This is a genomic window from Leptolyngbya sp. PL-A3 (assembly GCF_039962325.1).
GTDB lineage: Bacteria > Cyanobacteriota > Cyanobacteriia > Elainellales > Elainellaceae > Vacuolonema.
Genome location: NZ_JAMPLB010000034.1, coordinates 66,010 through 83,667, shown reverse-complemented (window position 1 = coordinate 83,667; position 17,658 = coordinate 66,010). Strand labels below are relative to the sequence as shown.

Annotated in this window: 14 protein-coding genes and 1 pseudogene; 9 read left to right on the top strand and 6 right to left on the bottom strand. The window is 48.9% G+C overall.

The features are described from left to right. Positions 1 to 624 (top strand): annotated as a pseudogene (locus tag NDI52_RS22340) (photosystem II q(b) protein); the annotation flags it as partial. Positions 625 to 720: 96 nt separating this feature from the next. Here NDI52_RS22340 and NDI52_RS22335 read toward each other — a convergent pair. After that, positions 721 to 903 (bottom strand): hypothetical protein, encoded by a 183-nt coding sequence (locus NDI52_RS22335; RefSeq protein ID WP_190774529.1) that lies wholly within the window; start codon positions 901 to 903, stop codon positions 721 to 723. Between the two features lie 632 nt (positions 904 to 1,535). On the opposite strand from NDI52_RS22335, the gene NDI52_RS22330 reads away from it, so the two are divergent. The 4 genes from NDI52_RS22330 to NDI52_RS22315 all read left to right on the top strand — a co-directional run bounded on the left by NDI52_RS22330 (position 1,536) and on the right by NDI52_RS22315 (position 3,845). Beyond that, positions 1,536 to 2,351: a hypothetical protein gene (locus NDI52_RS22330; RefSeq protein WP_190774528.1), complete on the top strand. Its 816-nt coding sequence runs from the start codon at positions 1,536 to 1,538 to the stop codon at positions 2,349 to 2,351. 176 nt (positions 2,352 to 2,527) lie between these two features. Further along, positions 2,528 to 2,752 (top strand): hypothetical protein, encoded by a 225-nt coding sequence (locus tag NDI52_RS22325; RefSeq protein WP_190774527.1) that lies wholly within the window; start codon positions 2,528 to 2,530, stop codon positions 2,750 to 2,752. Between the two features lie 44 nt (positions 2,753 to 2,796). Continuing rightward, the gene (locus NDI52_RS22320; RefSeq protein ID WP_190774526.1) at positions 2,797 to 3,636 is read left to right on the top strand and encodes a DUF692 family multinuclear iron-containing protein; all 840 of its coding nucleotides are present in this window, start codon (positions 2,797 to 2,799) and stop codon (positions 3,634 to 3,636) included. Beyond that, positions 3,633 to 3,845 (top strand): hypothetical protein, encoded by a 213-nt coding sequence (locus tag NDI52_RS22315; protein WP_190774525.1) that lies wholly within the window; start codon positions 3,633 to 3,635, stop codon positions 3,843 to 3,845. Before NDI52_RS22320 ends, NDI52_RS22315 begins: the two co-directional genes overlap by 4 nt. Positions 3,846 to 4,049: 204 nt before the next feature. Here NDI52_RS22315 and arsJ read toward each other — a convergent pair whose 3' ends face one another. From arsJ to NDI52_RS22290, 5 genes are all read right to left on the bottom strand, one after another. Further along, on the bottom strand, positions 4,050 to 5,294 hold the full coding sequence (gene arsJ / locus NDI52_RS22310) for an organoarsenical effux MFS transporter ArsJ (protein ID WP_190774524.1): 1,245 nt from the start codon (positions 5,292 to 5,294) through the stop codon (positions 4,050 to 4,052). A 13-nt stretch (positions 5,295 to 5,307) separates the two neighbouring features. After that, positions 5,308 to 6,321, bottom strand: coding sequence for an ArsJ-associated glyceraldehyde-3-phosphate dehydrogenase (locus NDI52_RS22305; protein WP_190774523.1), 1,014 nt, complete (start codon positions 6,319 to 6,321; stop codon positions 5,308 to 5,310). Positions 6,322 to 6,687: 366 nt separating this feature from the next. Beyond that, positions 6,688 to 7,011, bottom strand: a complete 324-nt coding sequence (locus tag NDI52_RS22300; protein WP_190774522.1) for a metalloregulator ArsR/SmtB family transcription factor — start codon at positions 7,009 to 7,011, stop codon at positions 6,688 to 6,690. 169 nt (positions 7,012 to 7,180) lie between these two features. Then, positions 7,181 to 8,017, bottom strand: a complete 837-nt coding sequence (locus tag NDI52_RS22295; protein WP_190774521.1) for a M56 family metallopeptidase — start codon at positions 8,015 to 8,017, stop codon at positions 7,181 to 7,183. Then, a complete protein-coding gene (locus NDI52_RS22290; protein ID WP_190774520.1) occupies positions 8,017 to 8,436 on the bottom strand; it encodes a BlaI/MecI/CopY family transcriptional regulator in 420 nt (139 codons plus the stop codon). Before NDI52_RS22290 ends, NDI52_RS22295 begins: the two co-directional genes overlap by 1 nt. Before the next feature lie 226 nt (positions 8,437 to 8,662). Here NDI52_RS22290 and NDI52_RS22285 point away from each other — a divergent pair, with 226 nt between their 5' ends. The 4 genes from NDI52_RS22285 (at position 8,663) to NDI52_RS22270 (ending at position 17,618) form a co-directional block, all read left to right on the top strand. Continuing rightward, on the top strand, positions 8,663 to 10,111 hold the full coding sequence (locus NDI52_RS22285) for a PepSY domain-containing protein (protein ID WP_190774519.1): 1,449 nt from the start codon (positions 8,663 to 8,665) through the stop codon (positions 10,109 to 10,111). Between the two features lie 511 nt (positions 10,112 to 10,622). Continuing rightward, positions 10,623 to 10,952 carry a hypothetical protein gene (locus tag NDI52_RS22280; protein ID WP_190774518.1) on the top strand — a complete coding sequence of 110 codons (330 nt, stop codon included), beginning with the start codon at positions 10,623 to 10,625 and terminating at the stop codon, positions 10,950 to 10,952. A gap of 559 nt (positions 10,953 to 11,511) precedes the next feature. After that, the gene (locus tag NDI52_RS22275; RefSeq protein WP_190774517.1) at positions 11,512 to 11,793 is read left to right on the top strand and encodes a helix-turn-helix transcriptional regulator; all 282 of its coding nucleotides are present in this window, start codon (positions 11,512 to 11,514) and stop codon (positions 11,791 to 11,793) included. After that, positions 11,787 to 17,618 (top strand): PAS domain S-box protein, encoded by a 5,832-nt coding sequence (locus tag NDI52_RS22270; RefSeq protein ID WP_190774516.1) that lies wholly within the window; start codon positions 11,787 to 11,789, stop codon positions 17,616 to 17,618. The genes NDI52_RS22275 and NDI52_RS22270 overlap by 7 nt, the downstream gene beginning before the upstream one ends. The last annotated feature ends 40 nt before the right edge of the window (positions 17,619 to 17,658 follow it).

Sequence of the window (17,658 nt, the reverse complement as noted above, 5' to 3'; positions counted from 1 at the left end):
GCAACTGCTGTATTCCTGATCTACCCCATCGGTCAAGGTTCCTTCTCTGACGGGATGCCCTTGGGTATCTCGGGTACCTTCAACTTCATGTTCGTGTTCCAGGCAGAGCACAATATTCTGATGCACCCCTTCCACATGCTGGGCGTAGCGGGTGTGTTCGGTGGTTCTCTTTTCTCTGCGATGCACGGTTCTCTGGTGACCTCTTCTCTGGTGCGTGAGACCACCGAGACCGAGTCTCAGAACTACGGTTACAAGTTTGGACAAGAAGAAGAGACCTACAACATCGTGGCAGCCCACGGTTACTTCGGTCGTCTGATTTTCCAATACGCATCCTTCAACAACTCTCGCGCACTGCACTTCTTCTTGGGTGCATGGCCTGTAGTAGGTATCTGGTTCACCGCGCTGGGTATCAGCACGATGGCGTTCAACCTGAACGGGTTCAACTTCAACCAATCGATTCTGGATTCTCAGGGTCGGGTAGTGAACACCTGGGCGGACATTCTGAACCGCGCGAACCTGGGTATGGAAGTGATGCACGAGCGCAACGCTCACAACTTCCCCCTCGACCTGGCTGCTGGTGAGGCTGCTCCTGTCGCTCTGACCGCTCCTGCTATCAACGGTTAATCCTGAGCTACCTAACAAAAAAGCGCTCCTTCGGGGGCGCTTTTTTGTTGCTGATTGCGGGCTATCGGAACCAAATCGAGATTATTTGTGAGCCTGTCAAGTCTTTTGACTTTGAGCCATCAGATAAACAACAACCTCATCGAGGGATTGGAAGATTCCATCTGGCCAACGCGATCGCTCTTGCCTAAGCACATACTCTTCTTTCGTACTGGCATCATTTTGAAGAAGTTGATAACCAATGCTGGCCGCAATTTTTCTAATCGTCTCGAAAGTAGTCATAGGGAAGCACGAGGAGGTGAATTAGTTCCATCAAATCAGTTGAAATACTGAGTATCACTCTGCTTTCGGATACACCTTCTTCTACTTCTCAAGAGAGAAAAAATAAGGTTTTTAGTCTGGATAGCCTTCTCCTTAACAGTCCTGCAACGCCATTCATTCTGAATCCTATAAGTAGGCTCGTTCTGATAAGGGTAATAGTGTAAATATTTATACTAATCAAGATGCTGTCTCACCTTCTGCTGCCTCATCTCCATTTGCCCGCATTTTGGCGATCGCCTCGCTAACCCACGTTCGAACGCTCGACTTAGGAGATTTCCAGATAAGAACTTCCCCATTATTTGGAAAAAAGGCGCGGCGAAGCCGCGCCTTTTTTCCAAATAATGGGGATATTGTTTCTCAGAAATCTCCTTAGGTACCGTTGGGGTAGAGTTCTAAGCGTGTGGATGGGATGTGGTGAAAAAGGCACGAAGTACCCCTTTCACCACGTTCCATTCACGCGTTCGAAACATGGCCAACTGATACTTGTCCTTCGATATCTCTTTTGTTACCACTGTAGGAGGATAAACAGTTCTTACTGTAGTCCTGAAAGAGGCTGAATTCAAACAATGCCAGACGGGTAAAACTTAAGTGATATGAAAAACGCACTCCCCCCAGACGCGATTCATGCGCGGCTACAGTATACATATACGCTGTTTCACGATATTCGGCAGAAATTTAATAAAAATGCTGTTGAACGAGGAGGTTACGAACGAGCAGATGTTACTTCAATGTATGTTCGTAAGTATGGTGTCAAGGCTTACGCATTCCTGGGCGGTGCTAAAAACTGTGCTGTAGAGTCTTCATTTACTGAGGAACAGGAGCGTTATATCGATGAAACCCTAACATCACTCACGGGCTTTATTGTCGGCAAATATGCAACCTGTTCATTCGCAGATAGAGTTACTCATCATTATGTTCACACCACTGCGCCTTACTTCGTTCTGGCGATGTTGGGAAGTACTGAGGCTCTACTCAACGAGTACCTGAATGCTAAACCGGAAGATGCCGCGATTTTGGATGCTATTTTCCGTGTGGCAGGCGGTGAAGGATTTCGTGACCTAATGCGTATCTATGGTGCTGATCTGCTTGATGGGGTTTTAACCAACAAAAAAGTGTCACAACCTAAAACTTTAGCCTTCGTAGATCTTCATGATTGCTATCGTAAGGATGACTCAGGGAAAACACTTCCCGGCAAGTACGAAGTTTGGTGTCCTGGACGCAGTTTGGCACGGGCATATCTCAATCAGTGTCAGATAGCGGCGCAAACCTTAGCCAACCAACACGGTGTCCGTTTTGCGCCGAGTACAAGCGAAGAATTTCAGGCCTTTCCCCAAGAAATTAGTATCTATATGAAGCAGTTTCTGCAAGCTATGATTTCTCCCATATTAGAAAAATATGGGATTACCTGACTATAGGTTGCCACCCTATAGCCATAGAGTGCTGCTCATATCTTGCACCTTTTATTAGAACCCCACACCAGGAAAAGTGCTATCAAACTTCGGTTTCAACTTTTGAAACCATATCGGATAGCCAGGAAGCAACCTGATAGATTTAATTCAACGTTCACTATTCTTCAGGAAGCAATATGAAACACATTGCGATCGCCCTGCTTGGTATTGGTAGCACTCTGGTGTCGGGTATTGGCGGACAGGTACAGTCTGCCGATTTGATGGTGAACTTTAAGCAGTCAGTTAATAGAGGAGAGGCAACGACTTCTCAAGTGAGTGATGCAACGCCTGATCAGCCTGTAACACCCATATCTTCTCAGCAGAAGGATAATGCTCCCTGTATTGCCTGTGGTATGGGTTGATGTTCAAGCGATCGCGCCCGGCACCGTGGATAGGGCTCTCGCTGATGCCTACACCTGATTTTTTCCAGGCTTCACAACCACTATTTGAAGCGGGAGCCGTGCAGGTTTTGGAGTGGAGCTTTGATATGGGGTGGGAAGCAGATTTACCGGATTGGGTCACCCATCTGCTGGAGTTTTATAGCCAGCGCGATCGCCTGCTGGGACATGGAGTCACCTATTCTTTACTCTCAGCTCAATGGGAAGAAGCCCAAGATCAATGGCTGAAGAACCTGCAGGAGGAGTGCAAACGGTATCGCTATCGTCACATCTCTGAGCATTTTGGTTGGATGGCGGCGGGCAACTTTGTCCAGAGTGCCCCGCTGCCCCTGCCGCTGACAGCCGACACATTGCGTTTAGGGTGCGATCGCCTCAATTGTTTAGCAGCGGCGGCAAAGGTTCCTATTGGCTTAGAAAACCTGGCTTTTGCATTTGGGCAGCGAGATGTTGAAGAGCAAGGAACTTTCCTCGATCAACTGCTGGCCCATGTTCAAGGTTTTCTGGTGCTGGATCTGCACAATTTGTATTGCCAAATTCACAACTTTCAGCAATCACCAGAAGCATTACTCAAGCGCTACCCACTCCATCGGGTTCGGGAACTCCACATTTCTGGCGGTTCCTGGAGCAAAAGTGCATCGAGTGATTCTATGATTCGACGGGATACCCACGACGGGCCTGTTCCAGAAATGGTATTCGAGTTACTGGCGATCGCACTCCAACATTGTTCCCATGTTGAAGCCGTAATTTTCGAGCGTCTGGGGCATACCCTTTCAACTGAGACGGAACAACAGCAGTGGCGACAGGATTTCCAGCGTATTCAGCAAATCGTTCACCAAAGGCGACGATGACAAAAGATTTAGCGCACTTTCAGAGTACTCTACTAGAAATTCTGGCTGCCTCAACGGATGCAGATGGCCTTTTACTCCAATTGCAACAGGAGGAGTTCTCCCAGCAATGGACCGATTACATTGCAACCTTCGAGCTTCCCATGGTGGAAGTTGCGGCTGAATTGGTTCGGAAATGGGGAAAACGCTCAGCAGACGTGCGTAAGCCCTAACTCTTAATAATTTGTGCTGCTTCCTCTTTTTCAACATCTGTCACTCGGAGGGCAACATGGGTTTTGAAGGTAGTCATCGCAAACCTCTTTTGTATGGAAACACAGGGGTGCATCCCACTTTTGCAGATTTGGAAACCCGCTTTTGTAAGTGGGATGCACCCAAACACAAAACGCATTAAGTTGCTAATCGCCATCCCCGGATTTTCAGGCGATCGCCTTCGACGGCTGTGGATCGGGCAACTTCAGGGAAATAATGCCTGCGGCCAACACAAATAGGGTAGACACCCCTAAACATCCCACTAGCCCCGAAAGTTGATAAACCAAGCCCGACAGCACCGTGCCAACCAATCGTCCACCGGAATTTGCCATGTAATAGAACCCGACGTTCAGTGCCACTTTGTCATCGTCCGTAAAGGCTAATACCAGGTAGGAGTGAACGGCTGAGTTGAAGGCAAATACGATGCCAAAGACAGCCAATCCTACAATGATGACCTGAGCGGCTGGAAGCCCAGCTTGAAGGGCAACGGCGATCGCCGCTGGCACGGTCGTTAGGGTAAAGGTCCAGAACTGAATTGTTTTAGACTGGGGCGGTTGCCCACCATTAAACCGATTTAACAACGTGGGGGCTAGAAATTGAACGGCTCCATAACCAATCACCCAACACGCCAGAAATCCACCCGCCTCAAAGAATGACCACCCTAAAATGCTGCGGAGAAATACAGGTAAACCCACCACAAACCAGACATCTCTGGATCCAAATAGGAAGAATCGTGCTGCCGAGAGGACGTTAATCTCAGGGCTTTTAGAAAACAGTTGGGTGAACTTGACCTTCGCTTTAATCTTGCCCATACCTCCGGGCAGGAAAAAGCCTGTCAGCATCACTAAAAAGAGACCCGCTGCCATCATCCACAGCGAATTCACAAAGCCCACAGTCGCCAGTAGCGCTGCCCCCATGAAAAAGCCCACGCCCTTGAGGGCATTCTTCGAGCCTGTAAGGACAGCTACCCACTTGAACAGGGAGGATTGTGCGTCCTGAGGCACCACTAGACGAATGGCACTCTTAGAACTCATCTTGGTGAGGTCTTTGGCAATACCGGAAAAAGCCTGGGCTGTCATAACGTAGGCGATCGCCATCCACTGCACCCAATCCCGGTTCAGGAATGACAGCATGAGTAGTGCAAATACCTGTAGCCCAATTCCTGCATAGAGTGTGAGCTTCAAACCCATCTGGGAACCAATCCAACCTCCCAGAAAGTTAGTAACAATACCAAATGCCTCATAAAAGAGGAACAGAAATGCAATTTGCAGAGGGGTGTAGCCAATCTCGTTAAAATACAGCAGCACCAACATTCGCAGTGCGCCATCGGTGAGCGTAAAGCCCCAATAGGCGAGCGTCACCAGCATGTAATTTTTGAGATTGGCATTAGAGGCGGTTGTCGCTGCACCCATGGATTTGAACTCCTTACGGTTTGAGGCTTAGAGCAACTTTTTTCGCCAGTTCGGCCATGCGGTTTACGTAGCCCCACTCGTTGTCATACCAGGCCAGAATTTTCACCTGGGTGTCATTCACCACCATCGTTGAAAGGGCATCAATGATAGAAGAACGAGGATCATCCTTATAGTCAACCGACACAAGGGGGCGCTCCTCATAGCCCAAAATGCCCTTAAGTGGGCCATCAGCCGCCGCTTTCAGGAGAGTATTCACCTCTTCAACCGTAGTGGGTTGAGTAATTTCAAAGACACAATCTGTTAACGAGGCATTGAGGAGAGGCACTCGCACTGCCAAGCCATTGAGCTTCCCCTTCAATTCGGGATAAATGAGGGCGATCGCTGTTGCAGAACCCGTCGTAGTGGGAATCAGTGACAAGCTGGTAGCCCGCGCCCGTCGCAGGTCTTTGTGGGGTGCATCGACAATCGTTTGAGTATTGGTGTTGTCGTGAATGGTTGTGATGACCCCGTGCCGAATACCCAGACCTTCATGGATAACCTTGACGACAGGAGCCAAACAGTTCGTAGTGCAGGACGCAGCCGTTAATAGGTGATGCTGCTCAGGATGATAGAGATGATCATTAATCCCCATCACAATATTCAACGCTTGCTCCTTAACCGGGGCGGCCACAATTACCTTCTGTACCCCCCGCTTGAAGTACGGGTCAAGGGTTTCAATCGTTCTGAACTTGCCAGAACACTCCAATACTAAGTCAACCCCTAATTCATCCCAGGGTATCTCGCCAGGAGTGTGATACTCGCTAAAGCTCAGGGACTTGTTATCGATCCAGATGCGATCACCCTTCGACTCAACTTCTGGATACCACCGGCCATGGACTGAATCAAACTTCAGTAGGTGAGCGGCAGCCTCGGTTTCCCCTTTGACTTCGTTGATGTGGACAAACTCTAATTCCGGCCAGCCCCAGGCTACCCGGAGTGTCAGCCGTCCCATTCTGCCAAAGCCATTAATGCCAACTCGAATCGCCATAACTTGTTCTGACGTGAAGATATAAAACTGAAAACTCTTCTTGCATTGCCGTAATTTACCCAGAGGCAGGCTCGGAGCCTCTCTTCAACAAGTGCTTCTGCACAGCCTCGTAGGTTTTGTGCGGCAGGAGGAAACCAGCCTCCAGTATGAGCCAGGAGGTATTGTTGAGGAATATTCCAAAAACTCTACCAATCCAGGCTTCTTCTAGAGCGATCGCAATCTACACACCGTTTCTCAACAGGGTGCAACCATAAGTCCACACCTCTCATCCAACTTTAAGGGGTATTTAGCTTTATCATTTCAAAATAAATTGATTTGACAAGTCAAGTAGAACACATGAAGTATTAATAAAATTGATGTTTAACTTCAGTCGCCGCAGGGACGGGCAGGCAAGATAGGGCTGAATCGGCGAAACTCTGATAGATACTGCTCCAGGACAACAAACTGGGAAAGGTTCAAGCTGTAGTAAATCCACCGCCCCTCCTGCCTGGAGCGAACTAATTCTGCTGCTTTCAAGTTTTTTAGGTGGAAGGAGAGCTTTGACTGTGTGACCCCTAGCTTCTCACAGAGATCGCAAACACAGAGTTCCTGATCTCTTAGTAGCTCGATGACTTGAATTCGTAGGGGATCAGAGAGTGCGTGAAACCCTGCAACAATAGAGCTTGATGGTAGTGCAGTAGGCTTTTGCATCAAAATTTATTGAATCGATTTGTCTTGAAATGTAGCTTTTTTTGAAAGGATGGTCAACTAACTACGGTAACCGGCATTGCAATAGACATCGCCCTGATGTGAACTATTGCTAATCGTATAAAGCTTATTCAATGCCTTTTCAACTGTAATCTTGCTATCGGCAATTCAATTATCCATGAAGTGGTACTGTCAATATAGGCAAGGCGATCGGAAGTAACCAAACCCAAAGTTGACACTGGCTTTGATTAATTTCTGATTGGCTGAGAAGAAAGTCAATTCGTTCTTCTAATCGAGTGACAGGAGTTGTGTCATAGAATGCAGCGCAGTGATAATGAGGAGTAGAAGTAGCTCGCACAACAAACAACAAGGTTTCTGCTAATGTCAGAGGATCGACCCGCTGGGCTGCCCAACCATCTGCGCGAAGCTCTCGTAACAGTAGTAGTTCTTGCCAAAGCAATTCCGTTTTAGGGAGCCAAAAGGTGAATTGCCGAATCCAATTTAGCCAGAAGAAGAAGAAAGTATCATGGTAATACCAGTGCGCTTCTTCATGGCTCATAACGGCTTCTATTTGGTTCTCACTCAAAGATTGCAGCAAGCCCCGGCTAACGACTAACTCTGATTTCCAGAGACCGACTTGAGCTGCAAATAGATTGTGAATTTCTAAGACTCGCCCTGTTCTACCTAAGATGATGGTTGATTGTAGCGATCGGACTTGTTGAATCGCTTGCCATTGTTGTCCAAACAGGAAGGCAAGCGATACCCCTGCAATTACAAAAAATCCTAAAGCAATGTGGCATCCCATCCATCCAACAGGATATTGCAGCATTGTGCCATGATGCCCCATGCCGAGGACAATCATACTCGTCGTTAGCAACAGAAGAGGCGGCAAAAGAAACGCTCCTAAAGTTCGTTGCCAACGGTTAGCCCACGTACCTGGAGAGCGGAACCAACAAAGCCGGGTCAGTCCTGCGATCGCCACGGCTATGAGCATGATGCTTAAATGCATTATTGCTTCTCCCTGTTTTGCCGCAGAGCTCGAATCCGATCCGCGATCGCCTCCAGTTGTTCTAAACTACCTGTATCCAGGCTATCTGCAAATGCTGCAACCACGTCAGGATTGCTCACTGCGAGAAACTGATTCAGTTGGGCATGGGATTGTAGAGCCCTAGCTTCTTCTTGAGAGATTTGGGGTTGCCACTGGAAGGCTTTTTCCTGTTTATGGCACATGACCCAACCTTTCTGCGCTAGACGATTTAAGACTGTTGTAACAGAGGCTTGGGCAAGTTCGCGATCGGGGTCAGACAGGATGCGATCGTGAATTTCCTTAACGGTTGCTGACCCAAACTCCCAAAGGATTTCCAGGATCTCGCTTTCGAGTGGACCCAATGAGAGCTGCTTAGGGCGGTGGTCTGGCAGAGGCGACATGGGTAATGGGAATCCAAAATTGAAATCAGTTTACACTGCCGACAGGATCTATTCTTCTCCACGTAGGATGAACCGTCCCTAGAACCGATGCGAATACCTCCTTCAGCCTTTGCTTGAGTTTCTGCAACCTAAAGGTTTGTAAAACTTTGACAGGTTGTCTTTTGACAACGTATTCAGGTGTGGGGCATAGTCATCACGCCTCTGTTTTTGACAAAAGGCAATCAATATGAGTAAGTCAGCAACCGCTTTTAATCAAACATCAACTGTCCAATCTCCTGGTCATCGGTTTTACCGAACCGTATGGCGCTGGCACTTCTATGCTGGTTTATTTGTCATTCCCTTCATGCTCATTTTGGCAATAACAGGCATTATCTACCTGTTTAAGCCTCAGCTTGATACTGCCATGTATCACAACTTGATGTTTGTGCAACCTGGAGCTAACACTCTGTCCTATACAGAACAGGTGCATTCCGTTCAGAAGATATATCCTGGTGCGACTGTCACTCAAGTTACACCTAACATTGCAGTCGATCGCAGCAGTGAAGTATTGGTAACGACGACAGATGAACGCAACTTGATGGTCTTTGTCGATCCTCATACAGGCCAAGTGTTAGGCAGCCGAGATGAAGATAATAACCTTCAGGCGATCACCCGCAAGATTCACGGTGAGTTATTGATCGGCAAGTTGGGGGATTATCTGGTCGAGTTGGCTGCTTGCTGGGGGCTAGTGCTGTTGATTTCAGGACTTTACTTGTGGCTGCCACGGAACAAATTCTCAGTTTTAGGCACTTTAATTCCCCGTCTTTGGAGCCAGAACAAGCGAGTATTCTGGAGAGATTTGCATGCTGTTCCTGGCTTTTATGGCATTCTCTTGATCGGGTTTCTGATCCTCACGGGCTTACCCTGGACGGGCTTTTGGGGAGAAACTTTTGCCAATGTATATGGAAAGTTTCCCGCTCAAATGTGGGATGACGTGCCCCAATCAACCGTATTGACCGGCTCACTGAACCAGCGAGGGCAAGTAGTGCCTTGGGCTGTAGAACAGCTACCCATGCCGCAATCGACAGATGCTGGTCACAGTAACCACGGCAATCACGGAGAGGCCGGTTCTGCTCCTACTCAAGCGGGCGTTATCCCTGGTACGACCGTAGATCTCAACTCTGTTATTGCCTTAGCTCAAGAGAAGGGTGCACCTCCTGGCTTCAGTGTGACGTTACCGGAAGGAGAAACAGGGGTATACACAGTTTCGGCTTTCCCGGGTGACCCAACTCAGGAAGTGACAATGCACATTGATCAATACAGTGGCAAAGTGCTGGCAGACGTCCGATGGAAAGATTATGGTCTACTTCCCAAAGCTGTCGAAATGGGAGCTGCGATTCACATGGGAAAATATTTTGGATGGGCAAACCAATTGCTGATGCTGCTCGCAGCTTTGATTGTGATGTTGCTCTCGATTACGGGAGCCGTGATGTGGTGGCAACGTCGTCCTCAAGAACCTGGGCTTATTGGTGCTCCTGCTATGCCACCCTATGTACAAAATTGGCGGGTTCCATTGGCGATCGTTGCAGTGCTGGGACTAGCATTTCCCCTAGTTGGCCTTTCGCTGGTGGTTGTCCTTCTGCTGGACTACTTTGTGTTGTCGCGTATTCCCGCACTTAAGCGAGTTTTTAACTAAAGTTTGGTATAAGGAGATTTCTGAGAAACAATATCCCCAATATTTGGAAAAAAGGCGCGACTTCGCCGCGCCTTTTTTCCAAATATTGGGGAAGTTCTTATCTGGAAATCTCCTTAGGTTTATTGCTGCTGAATTCGTAGTAGAAGTACTTGCCAAGGAGCATCTGGATGAGGTCTAGGGGGCGATCGCGCTCTGCTGCAACATGGAACTTGAGCACTTTTGTTGATTTAGATCTCAACCGACAGAACCACAGAAGCTGAGCTGCTTATGGGGAACTGGCCCTGGATCCATGGACTGGGTTCTGTCTAATGCAGCTTAAATCGACAGAAAAATACATGTTAAACATGAGAAGCAGAACGTACCCCGGAGCCAAGAAGCCTTTCAACACAAGTTCTTCACATTCATCACTTAGAATTATTGCATTAGAAACAACAGACACTTAACCGTAAGTACCTTTATTCTCTTAAGGCTTATGGCTATGGCACTTTATCCATCGAAATAACAACTAGCTATGGAAGTCATTCAAGAATTACGTAAGCAGGAATGGTGCCTTTCGGAAACGATCGCCATCATTAAGACAGAACTCGCTAATATTGGCGGTCATACCTATCGTGAATGTTGGCTGGATTCCTATCAAGATCTCAGTGCAGCAAAGCGTTATACCCGCTTACGGTGGTTTGTTGATGTCGCAACCCAAAAGAAGGGTGCTCGAATACTCAAAAGAACAGAAGTGGAAAAAGCCGCTCGGGCGATCGCCCTATGGGCAGAGCTAGCCTGGTTAGAAGGTGAACTAAACCGTGCGGGTCTAGAAATACAGACAATAGAGAAGACAATGATATAGCAAGGGCTACAACAGTCTTCAGCCAAAAGCTAAATTATGGACGAGCTGGGTTTGACGTACTTAGGATTTTTACAAGATTAAAACCTGTAACTTTTATGGGAGCGTGCGGCTCCGCCGCACGCTCCCATAAAAGTTATACAAGTTATTTTTGTAAGGATCCTTGAGGTCAAGGACATGTTTGCCGTAAACGCTTGTCTGGGTCTAGGCAAACCCATTACCCTGTGTGGAGTAATGAGAGCGTTGCAATTGCCTCGATCAGAGCATGCTAACTATTTTATAGCTCTCAGCAACACCGATTTTTGTGTGACTCGTTCAGCCGAAATACAGCGCTTTTCAAACGCTTAAAACCTGGTTGTTTTTGTGGGAGCCGCGCGGAGCGCGGCTCCCACAAAAACAACCGTGGCTGATTCAAGCACAGAGTGCTGTAAATCAGTAAAAGGCTTGCCATCCTCATTCTGCTAAATCTCTTGCCAGAAGGTGGTTTCCCACTCTGGGCAGATTGCCAGAAGGGCTAGTTCTGCCCAGAGTGATATATAGCCCTATATGCCTGCTGATTGAGATGCTCCTCAAATCGAAACAGCGTTGGATGCAGCAACCCGAGATCAGCAACCTGGTGCGGGAACTGCGCTGCATCATGCAGTTATCTCAGGAAAAGTTTGCCGACGAATTAGGCATGACCTTTGCCACGATTAATCGTTGGGAGAATGGGCACGCTACGCCTTCGCCCCTGGCACTCAAGCAAATTAATACTCTCCTGAATCAGTTAGGAGAGCAAGGTGAGGTACTACGAGTGAAGTATTCCTCAAAGACGGCAACGGAGAGGAGGTCTGAATCGTGGTAACGCCTGCAGAGATTTTTGCTGGTGGCGGTGAGATGGGGGTGCTCATGCGATCGCTCGACTGGTCGCAGACGCCCCTTGGCTCTATCGAAACCTGGTCGCAGAGCTTACGAACGTCTATCAGCATTTGTTTATCGTCCCGGTTTCCGATTCTGCTTTGGTGGGGAACGGATTTGGTGATGTTTTACAACGATGCTTACCAACCCATTCTGGGAACCAAGCATCCAAAGTCGATGGGGCAGCGGGGACGAGACTGTTGGAGCGAAGTATGGGACGTGATCGGCCCCATGCTGGAAGGAGTTTTACTGACTGGAGAGGCTACGTGGTCGGAGAATCAAGTACTTCTGCTCGATCGCCACGGCTATATCGAGGAGTGCTATTTCACGTTCTCCTACAGCCCCATTGCTGATGAAACGGGCGGCACTGGTGGCGTGTTTACGGCTGTGACAGAAACGACCCGACAAGTTATTGGGGAGCGGCGCTTGCAGACTCTCCGGGATCTTGCTGCTGATACCGCTAAGGCAAAAACGGTTGAGGAAGCTTACAAGGCAGCGATCGCAGCGCTGGCTAGTAATATCAACTGCATCCCATTTGCGTTGCTTTATCGAATTGAATCTGACGATCAGGCTCATCTAGTGGGAGCGACCGGATTGGAAGCTGAAACCCTTGCGAGTCCAGGCGTAGTTGATTTATCTCGAGCTCAGGAGTGGCCATTTCAACCAGCGCGAGCTACGAGGCAACCTCAGCGAATTGAGAATTTGAGAACTCGATTTGGCGAGTTGTTCGACAGAAATGGGACGACGATCGCCCATGATGCAATCCTATTGCCCTTAACTCAGGCGGGTGACAAGCAGCGGGTTGTTGGATTTCTGGTGCTAGGCATCAGCCCGAAACTCGCGTTCGATCCGGAATATCAAAGCTTTTTCGATCTCGTTACCGGAAACGTAGAAACGGCGATCGCCAATGTCGAAGCTTACGAAGCAGAACGCCAACGGGCTGAGGCACTGGCAGAATTGGATCGTGCCAAAACAACCTTCTTCAGCAATGTTAGCCACGAGCTTCGGACCCCGCTGACGCTGATGTTAGAACCGCTGGGCGAGACGCTCAACCGACTGAACGGGCAACTGCCTGCAGTTGAGCAGGAACAGTTGCAGATGGTGCAACGCAATGGACAGCGGTTGTTGAAACTGGTCAACACACTCTTAGACTTTTCTCGCATCGAAGTGGATCGGATGGCAGCCGTATATGAACCGACCGATTTAGCTGCATTCACAACTGAGCTTGCCAGTGTGTTTCGTTCTGCGATCGCCCAAGCCAATCTGAGTCTTATCGTTGATTGTCCACCCCTGGCTGCACCCGCCTGGGTTGATCAGGAGATGTGGGAAAAGATTGTGCTGAACCTGCTTTCCAACGCCTTCAAGTTTACCCTTAAGGGCGAGATCGTCGTTGTAATGCGTGAACGCCACGACCAGATTGAACTGGAGGTTCGAGATACTGGGATTGGGATTTCCCCCGATGAGTTGCCCCACATTTTTGAGCGGTTCTATCGGGTCCGTGAAGCAAAAGGGCGAACCTATGAAGGCACTGGCATTGGACTGTCGCTGGTTCAGGAGCTAGTGTGGCTTCACGGTGGCACAATCGATGTCAAAAGCGTTGTGGGGCAAGGGACATGCTTCACCGTTTCTATTCCGACCGGGTATGCCCACCTACCGCAAAACCGCATTGGAGTATCCCGCACCCTGGATTCCACTGCAACGGGGACTAAAACCTGGGTACAAGAATTCTTACACTGGCTACCCGAAGAAGGGAATGGGAGGCAGGACGGGAATGGCAGTTCCTCCCCGGCTCCCATCTCCTCACTCTCGTCTTCTGCTGCGGCTCGAATTCTGCTCGTTGACGATAACCGGGATATGCGCGATTACGTCAGGCGGTTGTTGTTTGATCAGGGGTATACCGTGGAAACCGCGATCGATGGCAGAGCGGCGTTGGTAGCCATTGAGCAACAGCAGCCGGATCTTATTCTGGCCGATGTGATGATGCCTCAACTGGATGGGTTTGGGCTATTGCGAGAATTACGGGCAAATCCAAGTACGCGAGAAATTCCAATTATTTTGCTGTCGGCTCGGGCGGGTGAAGAAGCTTGTATTGAGGGGCTAGAAGTAGGAGCCGATGACTATTTAACCAAACCCTTTTCTGCCCGTGAATTGCTAGCACGAGTCGAAGCAACGTTGAAGCTGAGCCAACTGCGACAAGTGGCAGGACAACAAGAGCAATTGCTGCGGCAGCAGGCAGAAGCGGCACGACAGCAGGTCGAGACAATTCTATCTAGCATCCAGGATGGATTTTTTGTTCTCAATCGCAACTGGCACTACACCTACGCCAACGATCGCTTCTGCGAATTGGCTGGGAAATCGCGGGAAGAATTGCTGGGTTATAGCTATTGGAAGCTATTTCCAGATGCTATTGATACAGAGGCTTATGTTCAATTCCATCAAGCGATGAGTGAACAGACGCCTCTCCAATTTGAGCATCTTTATCTACCCTGGAATCGTTGGTTTGAGTATCGGGTTTACCCGTCCCCAGAGGGACTGACAATTTTTGCGGCTGAAGTAACCGAGCGCAAACAAGCTCAACAACGCGTGGAGTTTCTAACCGAATTAAGCCAGAAACTGGGTACGGTAACAGATGTAGGAGAAATTAACCGCATCGTCACCCACGCAGTCGGAACGTTTTTCAATGGGCATCGTTGCTACTATCTTGATGTTGCGCCAGATGGCAATCACGTCACGGTTTTACCGGATTGGCGGCTCGATGGACCCGATCTGGCGGGAACGTATAACCTCGCCCTTTTTGGCGCAGAGGACTGGTGGAAAACGGCAGCACAGCAACCGTTCGGCATTGATGATGTAACTGTACATCCCTGGACAAAGGATTTCGTCGACAATTACATGCTGATCAATATGCAATCCTATGCGATCGCACCATTTGTGCGGGAAGGACATTGGGTGGCTTCGATCGGCGTCAGTTTTAACCAGCCGCGTTGTTGGACCGTGGATGAGTTGTTGTTATTGGAAAACGTTGTTGCGCGCGTCGTTCCGATTATCGAACGTGCCCGCGTCGAAGCAGCTTTGCGCCAATCGGAAGAGAAATATCGTAGCCTGTTCAACTCCATGGACGAAGGGTATGTTCTGGCTGAGATGATTGTTGAGGAAAATGATCAGCTGGATGCCCCCGGCACTGTGCCTCGCGCGACTGACATTTTGTATTTGGAAGCAAATCCGGCGACGGTACGAATGCTTGGGCAAGATTTCACCGGACGGCGGCTGAGAGAATTTAACCCAAATGCTGAGGAACACTGGTATGAAATCTTTGGTCGCGTTGCTCAAACGGGTATCGGTGAGCGCTCGGAGCAATACGCCAAGCTGACGGAAACATGGTATGACTGCTACACCTTCAAAGTGGGTGACGAACACAGCCGGAAAATTGCCATTGTCTTCAACGACATCACTGCTCGCAAACAAGCGGAACTCGAAATCCAAAAATTTGTCTCCCTGGCCGACAACAGCACCGAATTTATCGGGATGTGCGATCTGGATCTGGTACCGTTTTATGCCAACCAAGCTGCTCTACAACTGGTTGGCCTTGAGGATCAGCAGTACAAGGAAACTCCGGTTAACGAGTTCTTTTTTCCCGAAGATCAAGATTTTATTGTCAATGAAGTCTTGCCACGGGTATTGCAAGACGGATGGGCAGAAGTGGAAATTCGGTTCCGTCACTTCAAAACAGGCGAAGCCATCTGGATGATTTACAACGTGTTTTACATCCGAGACGCGAACAATCAGCCGATTGGTTTAGCAACCGTCAGCCGCAATATTAGCAGTCGCAAACAAGCTGAAGCAGATCGCCAGAAGGCTGAACTGGCACTGCGAGAAGCCAACGTGCAGTTAGAGTCTGCTTTAGCGGCCGGAGCTGTTTACACTTGGCGGTGGGACATTCCGGCAAATCAAATACTGGTGAATGCGACGCTGGCCCAATTGTTTGGCTTAGACCCAGCCATCTTAACCCCGACAGGAGTAACGATTGAGGTCTTTACCCGTTCAATCCATTCAGAAGACCGTCCTCGCGTTTTAGCTGCCATGCAACAGGCGATCGAGACCGGTGATGTGTTTACGGCTGAGTACCGGGTCTATAATGCGACGGGTGAAGTGCGATGGGTCACAGCGCGGGGGCAGGTGGAATATGATGCGGCGGGTAATGCGATCGCCTTTCTGGGTGCGCTTGCCGATATTACCGAGCGCAAACGGGCAGAAGAAGATCGCGATCGCTTCTTCCAACTGTCCTACGATATGCTGGCGATCGTTCATATGGACGGGTATTTCGTTCACCTGAACCCCGCATGGACGAAGATACTGGGATATTCCATCGAAACGCTGATTGGTCAGAGCTACATTGCGTTTGTTCATCCAGACGATCGAGCAAGGACAATTGCTGAAGCGAAAGTCCTCGCCGAGGGCAGTCCAACCATTGGTTTTGAGAACCGTTATTGCGCTCAAGATGGCTCCTATCACTGGATTTCATGGAATGTGGTTCCCTCGGTCGATCAGAAGTTACTTTACTGTGTAGCGCGGGATGTTACCGAGCGAAAACAAGTTGAAGCTGAGCGTGAACAACTGCTCATCCGTGAACAAACTGCCCGTGAAGAAGCTGAACGTGCCAATCGCATCAAAGATGAATTTTTAGCAGTACTGTCCCACGAACTGCGATCGCCCCTTAACCCTATTCTCGGCTGGTCTAGATTGCTCCAAAGTGGCAAGTTAGATCAAACGAAAACAGCACAAGCGCTGGCAACAATTGAGCGGAATGCAAAGCTGCAATCGGAACTCATTGAAGACCTTCTAGATGTATCCCGAATCCTAAGTGGCAAGCTCAGCCTTAACGTATTTCCAGTTCATCTAACTGCCATCATTGAGGGTGCTCTGGAAACCGTCCAGTTGGCAGCCGAAGTCAAATCTATCTCAATAGAAGTAAGCCTTGCACCTAATGTTGAACCTGTTTTGGGTGACTCTACTCGGTTGCAGCAGGTGGTTTGGAACCTCCTTTCAAATGCAGTGAAGTTCACGCCAGAAGGAGGAAACGTTTGCATTCGATTAGAGCGGATTGATTCATTTGCCCAAATGACTGTCAGTGATACTGGGCAAGGGATTGAATCCCAATTTTTGCCCTATGTGTTTGACCACTTCCGCCAGGCCAACTCAACAACAACCCGTCACTTTGGTGGCTTGGGTTTAGGACTTGCGATCGTCCGCTACCTGGTTGAATTGCACGGAGGCACTGTTGGAGTTGAAAGTGCTGGAGCCGGGCAAGGGGCAACGTTTACGGTTCGGCTGCCGCTCCTACTCACTCCATCAACACGAAGCCAGGATGAGCAACTGCCTGAGCCTTCCCTGAATTTGAGCGGGATCCAAATTTTGGTGGTGGACGATGAGATCGATGCACGGGAATTGCTTGTGTTTCTACTGGAACAGCAAGGGGCACAGGTGGTTGCTGCAACTTCGGCTCATGAAGCATTGTTACTTCTGAGCCAATCCAAGCCAGATATTCTTATCAGTGATATTGGAATGCCCGATATGGATGGCTATATGTTGATCCAGCACGTGAGGATGCTCACGCCTGAGCAAGGCGGGCAAATCCCGGCGATCGCTCTCACCGCTTACGCTGGGGAAATGAATCAGCAGCAGGCATTAACAGCTGGGTTCCAGAAGCACATTTCTAAACCAATAGAATCAGAAATATTGATTCATATCATTTCCAGCTTAATAAAAACTTAGAGTATACTTTAACTCAAGTTTCAATGGGTGGCGATCGCGG

Excerpts from the sequence above, each read along its gene's own strand:
- NDI52_RS22335 (WP_190774529.1), bottom strand. The coding sequence starts at position 903 with ATGACTACTTTCGAGACGATTAGAAAAATTGCGGCCAGCATTGGTTAT.
- NDI52_RS22330 (WP_190774528.1), top strand. The coding sequence starts at position 1,536 with ATGAAAAACGCACTCCCCCCAGACGCGATTCATGCGCGGCTACAGTAT.
- NDI52_RS22325 (WP_190774527.1), top strand. The coding sequence starts at position 2,528 with ATGAAACACATTGCGATCGCCCTGCTTGGTATTGGTAGCACTCTGGTG.
- NDI52_RS22320 (WP_190774526.1), top strand. The coding sequence starts at position 2,797 with ATGCCTACACCTGATTTTTTCCAGGCTTCACAACCACTATTTGAAGCG.
- NDI52_RS22315 (WP_190774525.1), top strand. The coding sequence starts at position 3,633 with ATGACAAAAGATTTAGCGCACTTTCAGAGTACTCTACTAGAAATTCTG.
- arsJ (WP_190774524.1), bottom strand. The coding sequence starts at position 5,294 with ATGGGTGCAGCGACAACCGCCTCTAATGCCAATCTCAAAAATTACATG.
- NDI52_RS22305 (WP_190774523.1), bottom strand. The coding sequence starts at position 6,321 with ATGGCGATTCGAGTTGGCATTAATGGCTTTGGCAGAATGGGACGGCTG.
- NDI52_RS22300 (WP_190774522.1), bottom strand. The coding sequence starts at position 7,011 with ATGCAAAAGCCTACTGCACTACCATCAAGCTCTATTGTTGCAGGGTTT.
- NDI52_RS22295 (WP_190774521.1), bottom strand. The coding sequence starts at position 8,017 with ATGCATTTAAGCATCATGCTCATAGCCGTGGCGATCGCAGGACTGACC.
- NDI52_RS22290 (WP_190774520.1), bottom strand. The coding sequence starts at position 8,436 with ATGTCGCCTCTGCCAGACCACCGCCCTAAGCAGCTCTCATTGGGTCCA.
- NDI52_RS22285 (WP_190774519.1), top strand. The coding sequence starts at position 8,663 with ATGAGTAAGTCAGCAACCGCTTTTAATCAAACATCAACTGTCCAATCT.
- NDI52_RS22280 (WP_190774518.1), top strand. The coding sequence starts at position 10,623 with ATGGAAGTCATTCAAGAATTACGTAAGCAGGAATGGTGCCTTTCGGAA.
- NDI52_RS22275 (WP_190774517.1), top strand. The coding sequence starts at position 11,512 with ATGCTCCTCAAATCGAAACAGCGTTGGATGCAGCAACCCGAGATCAGC.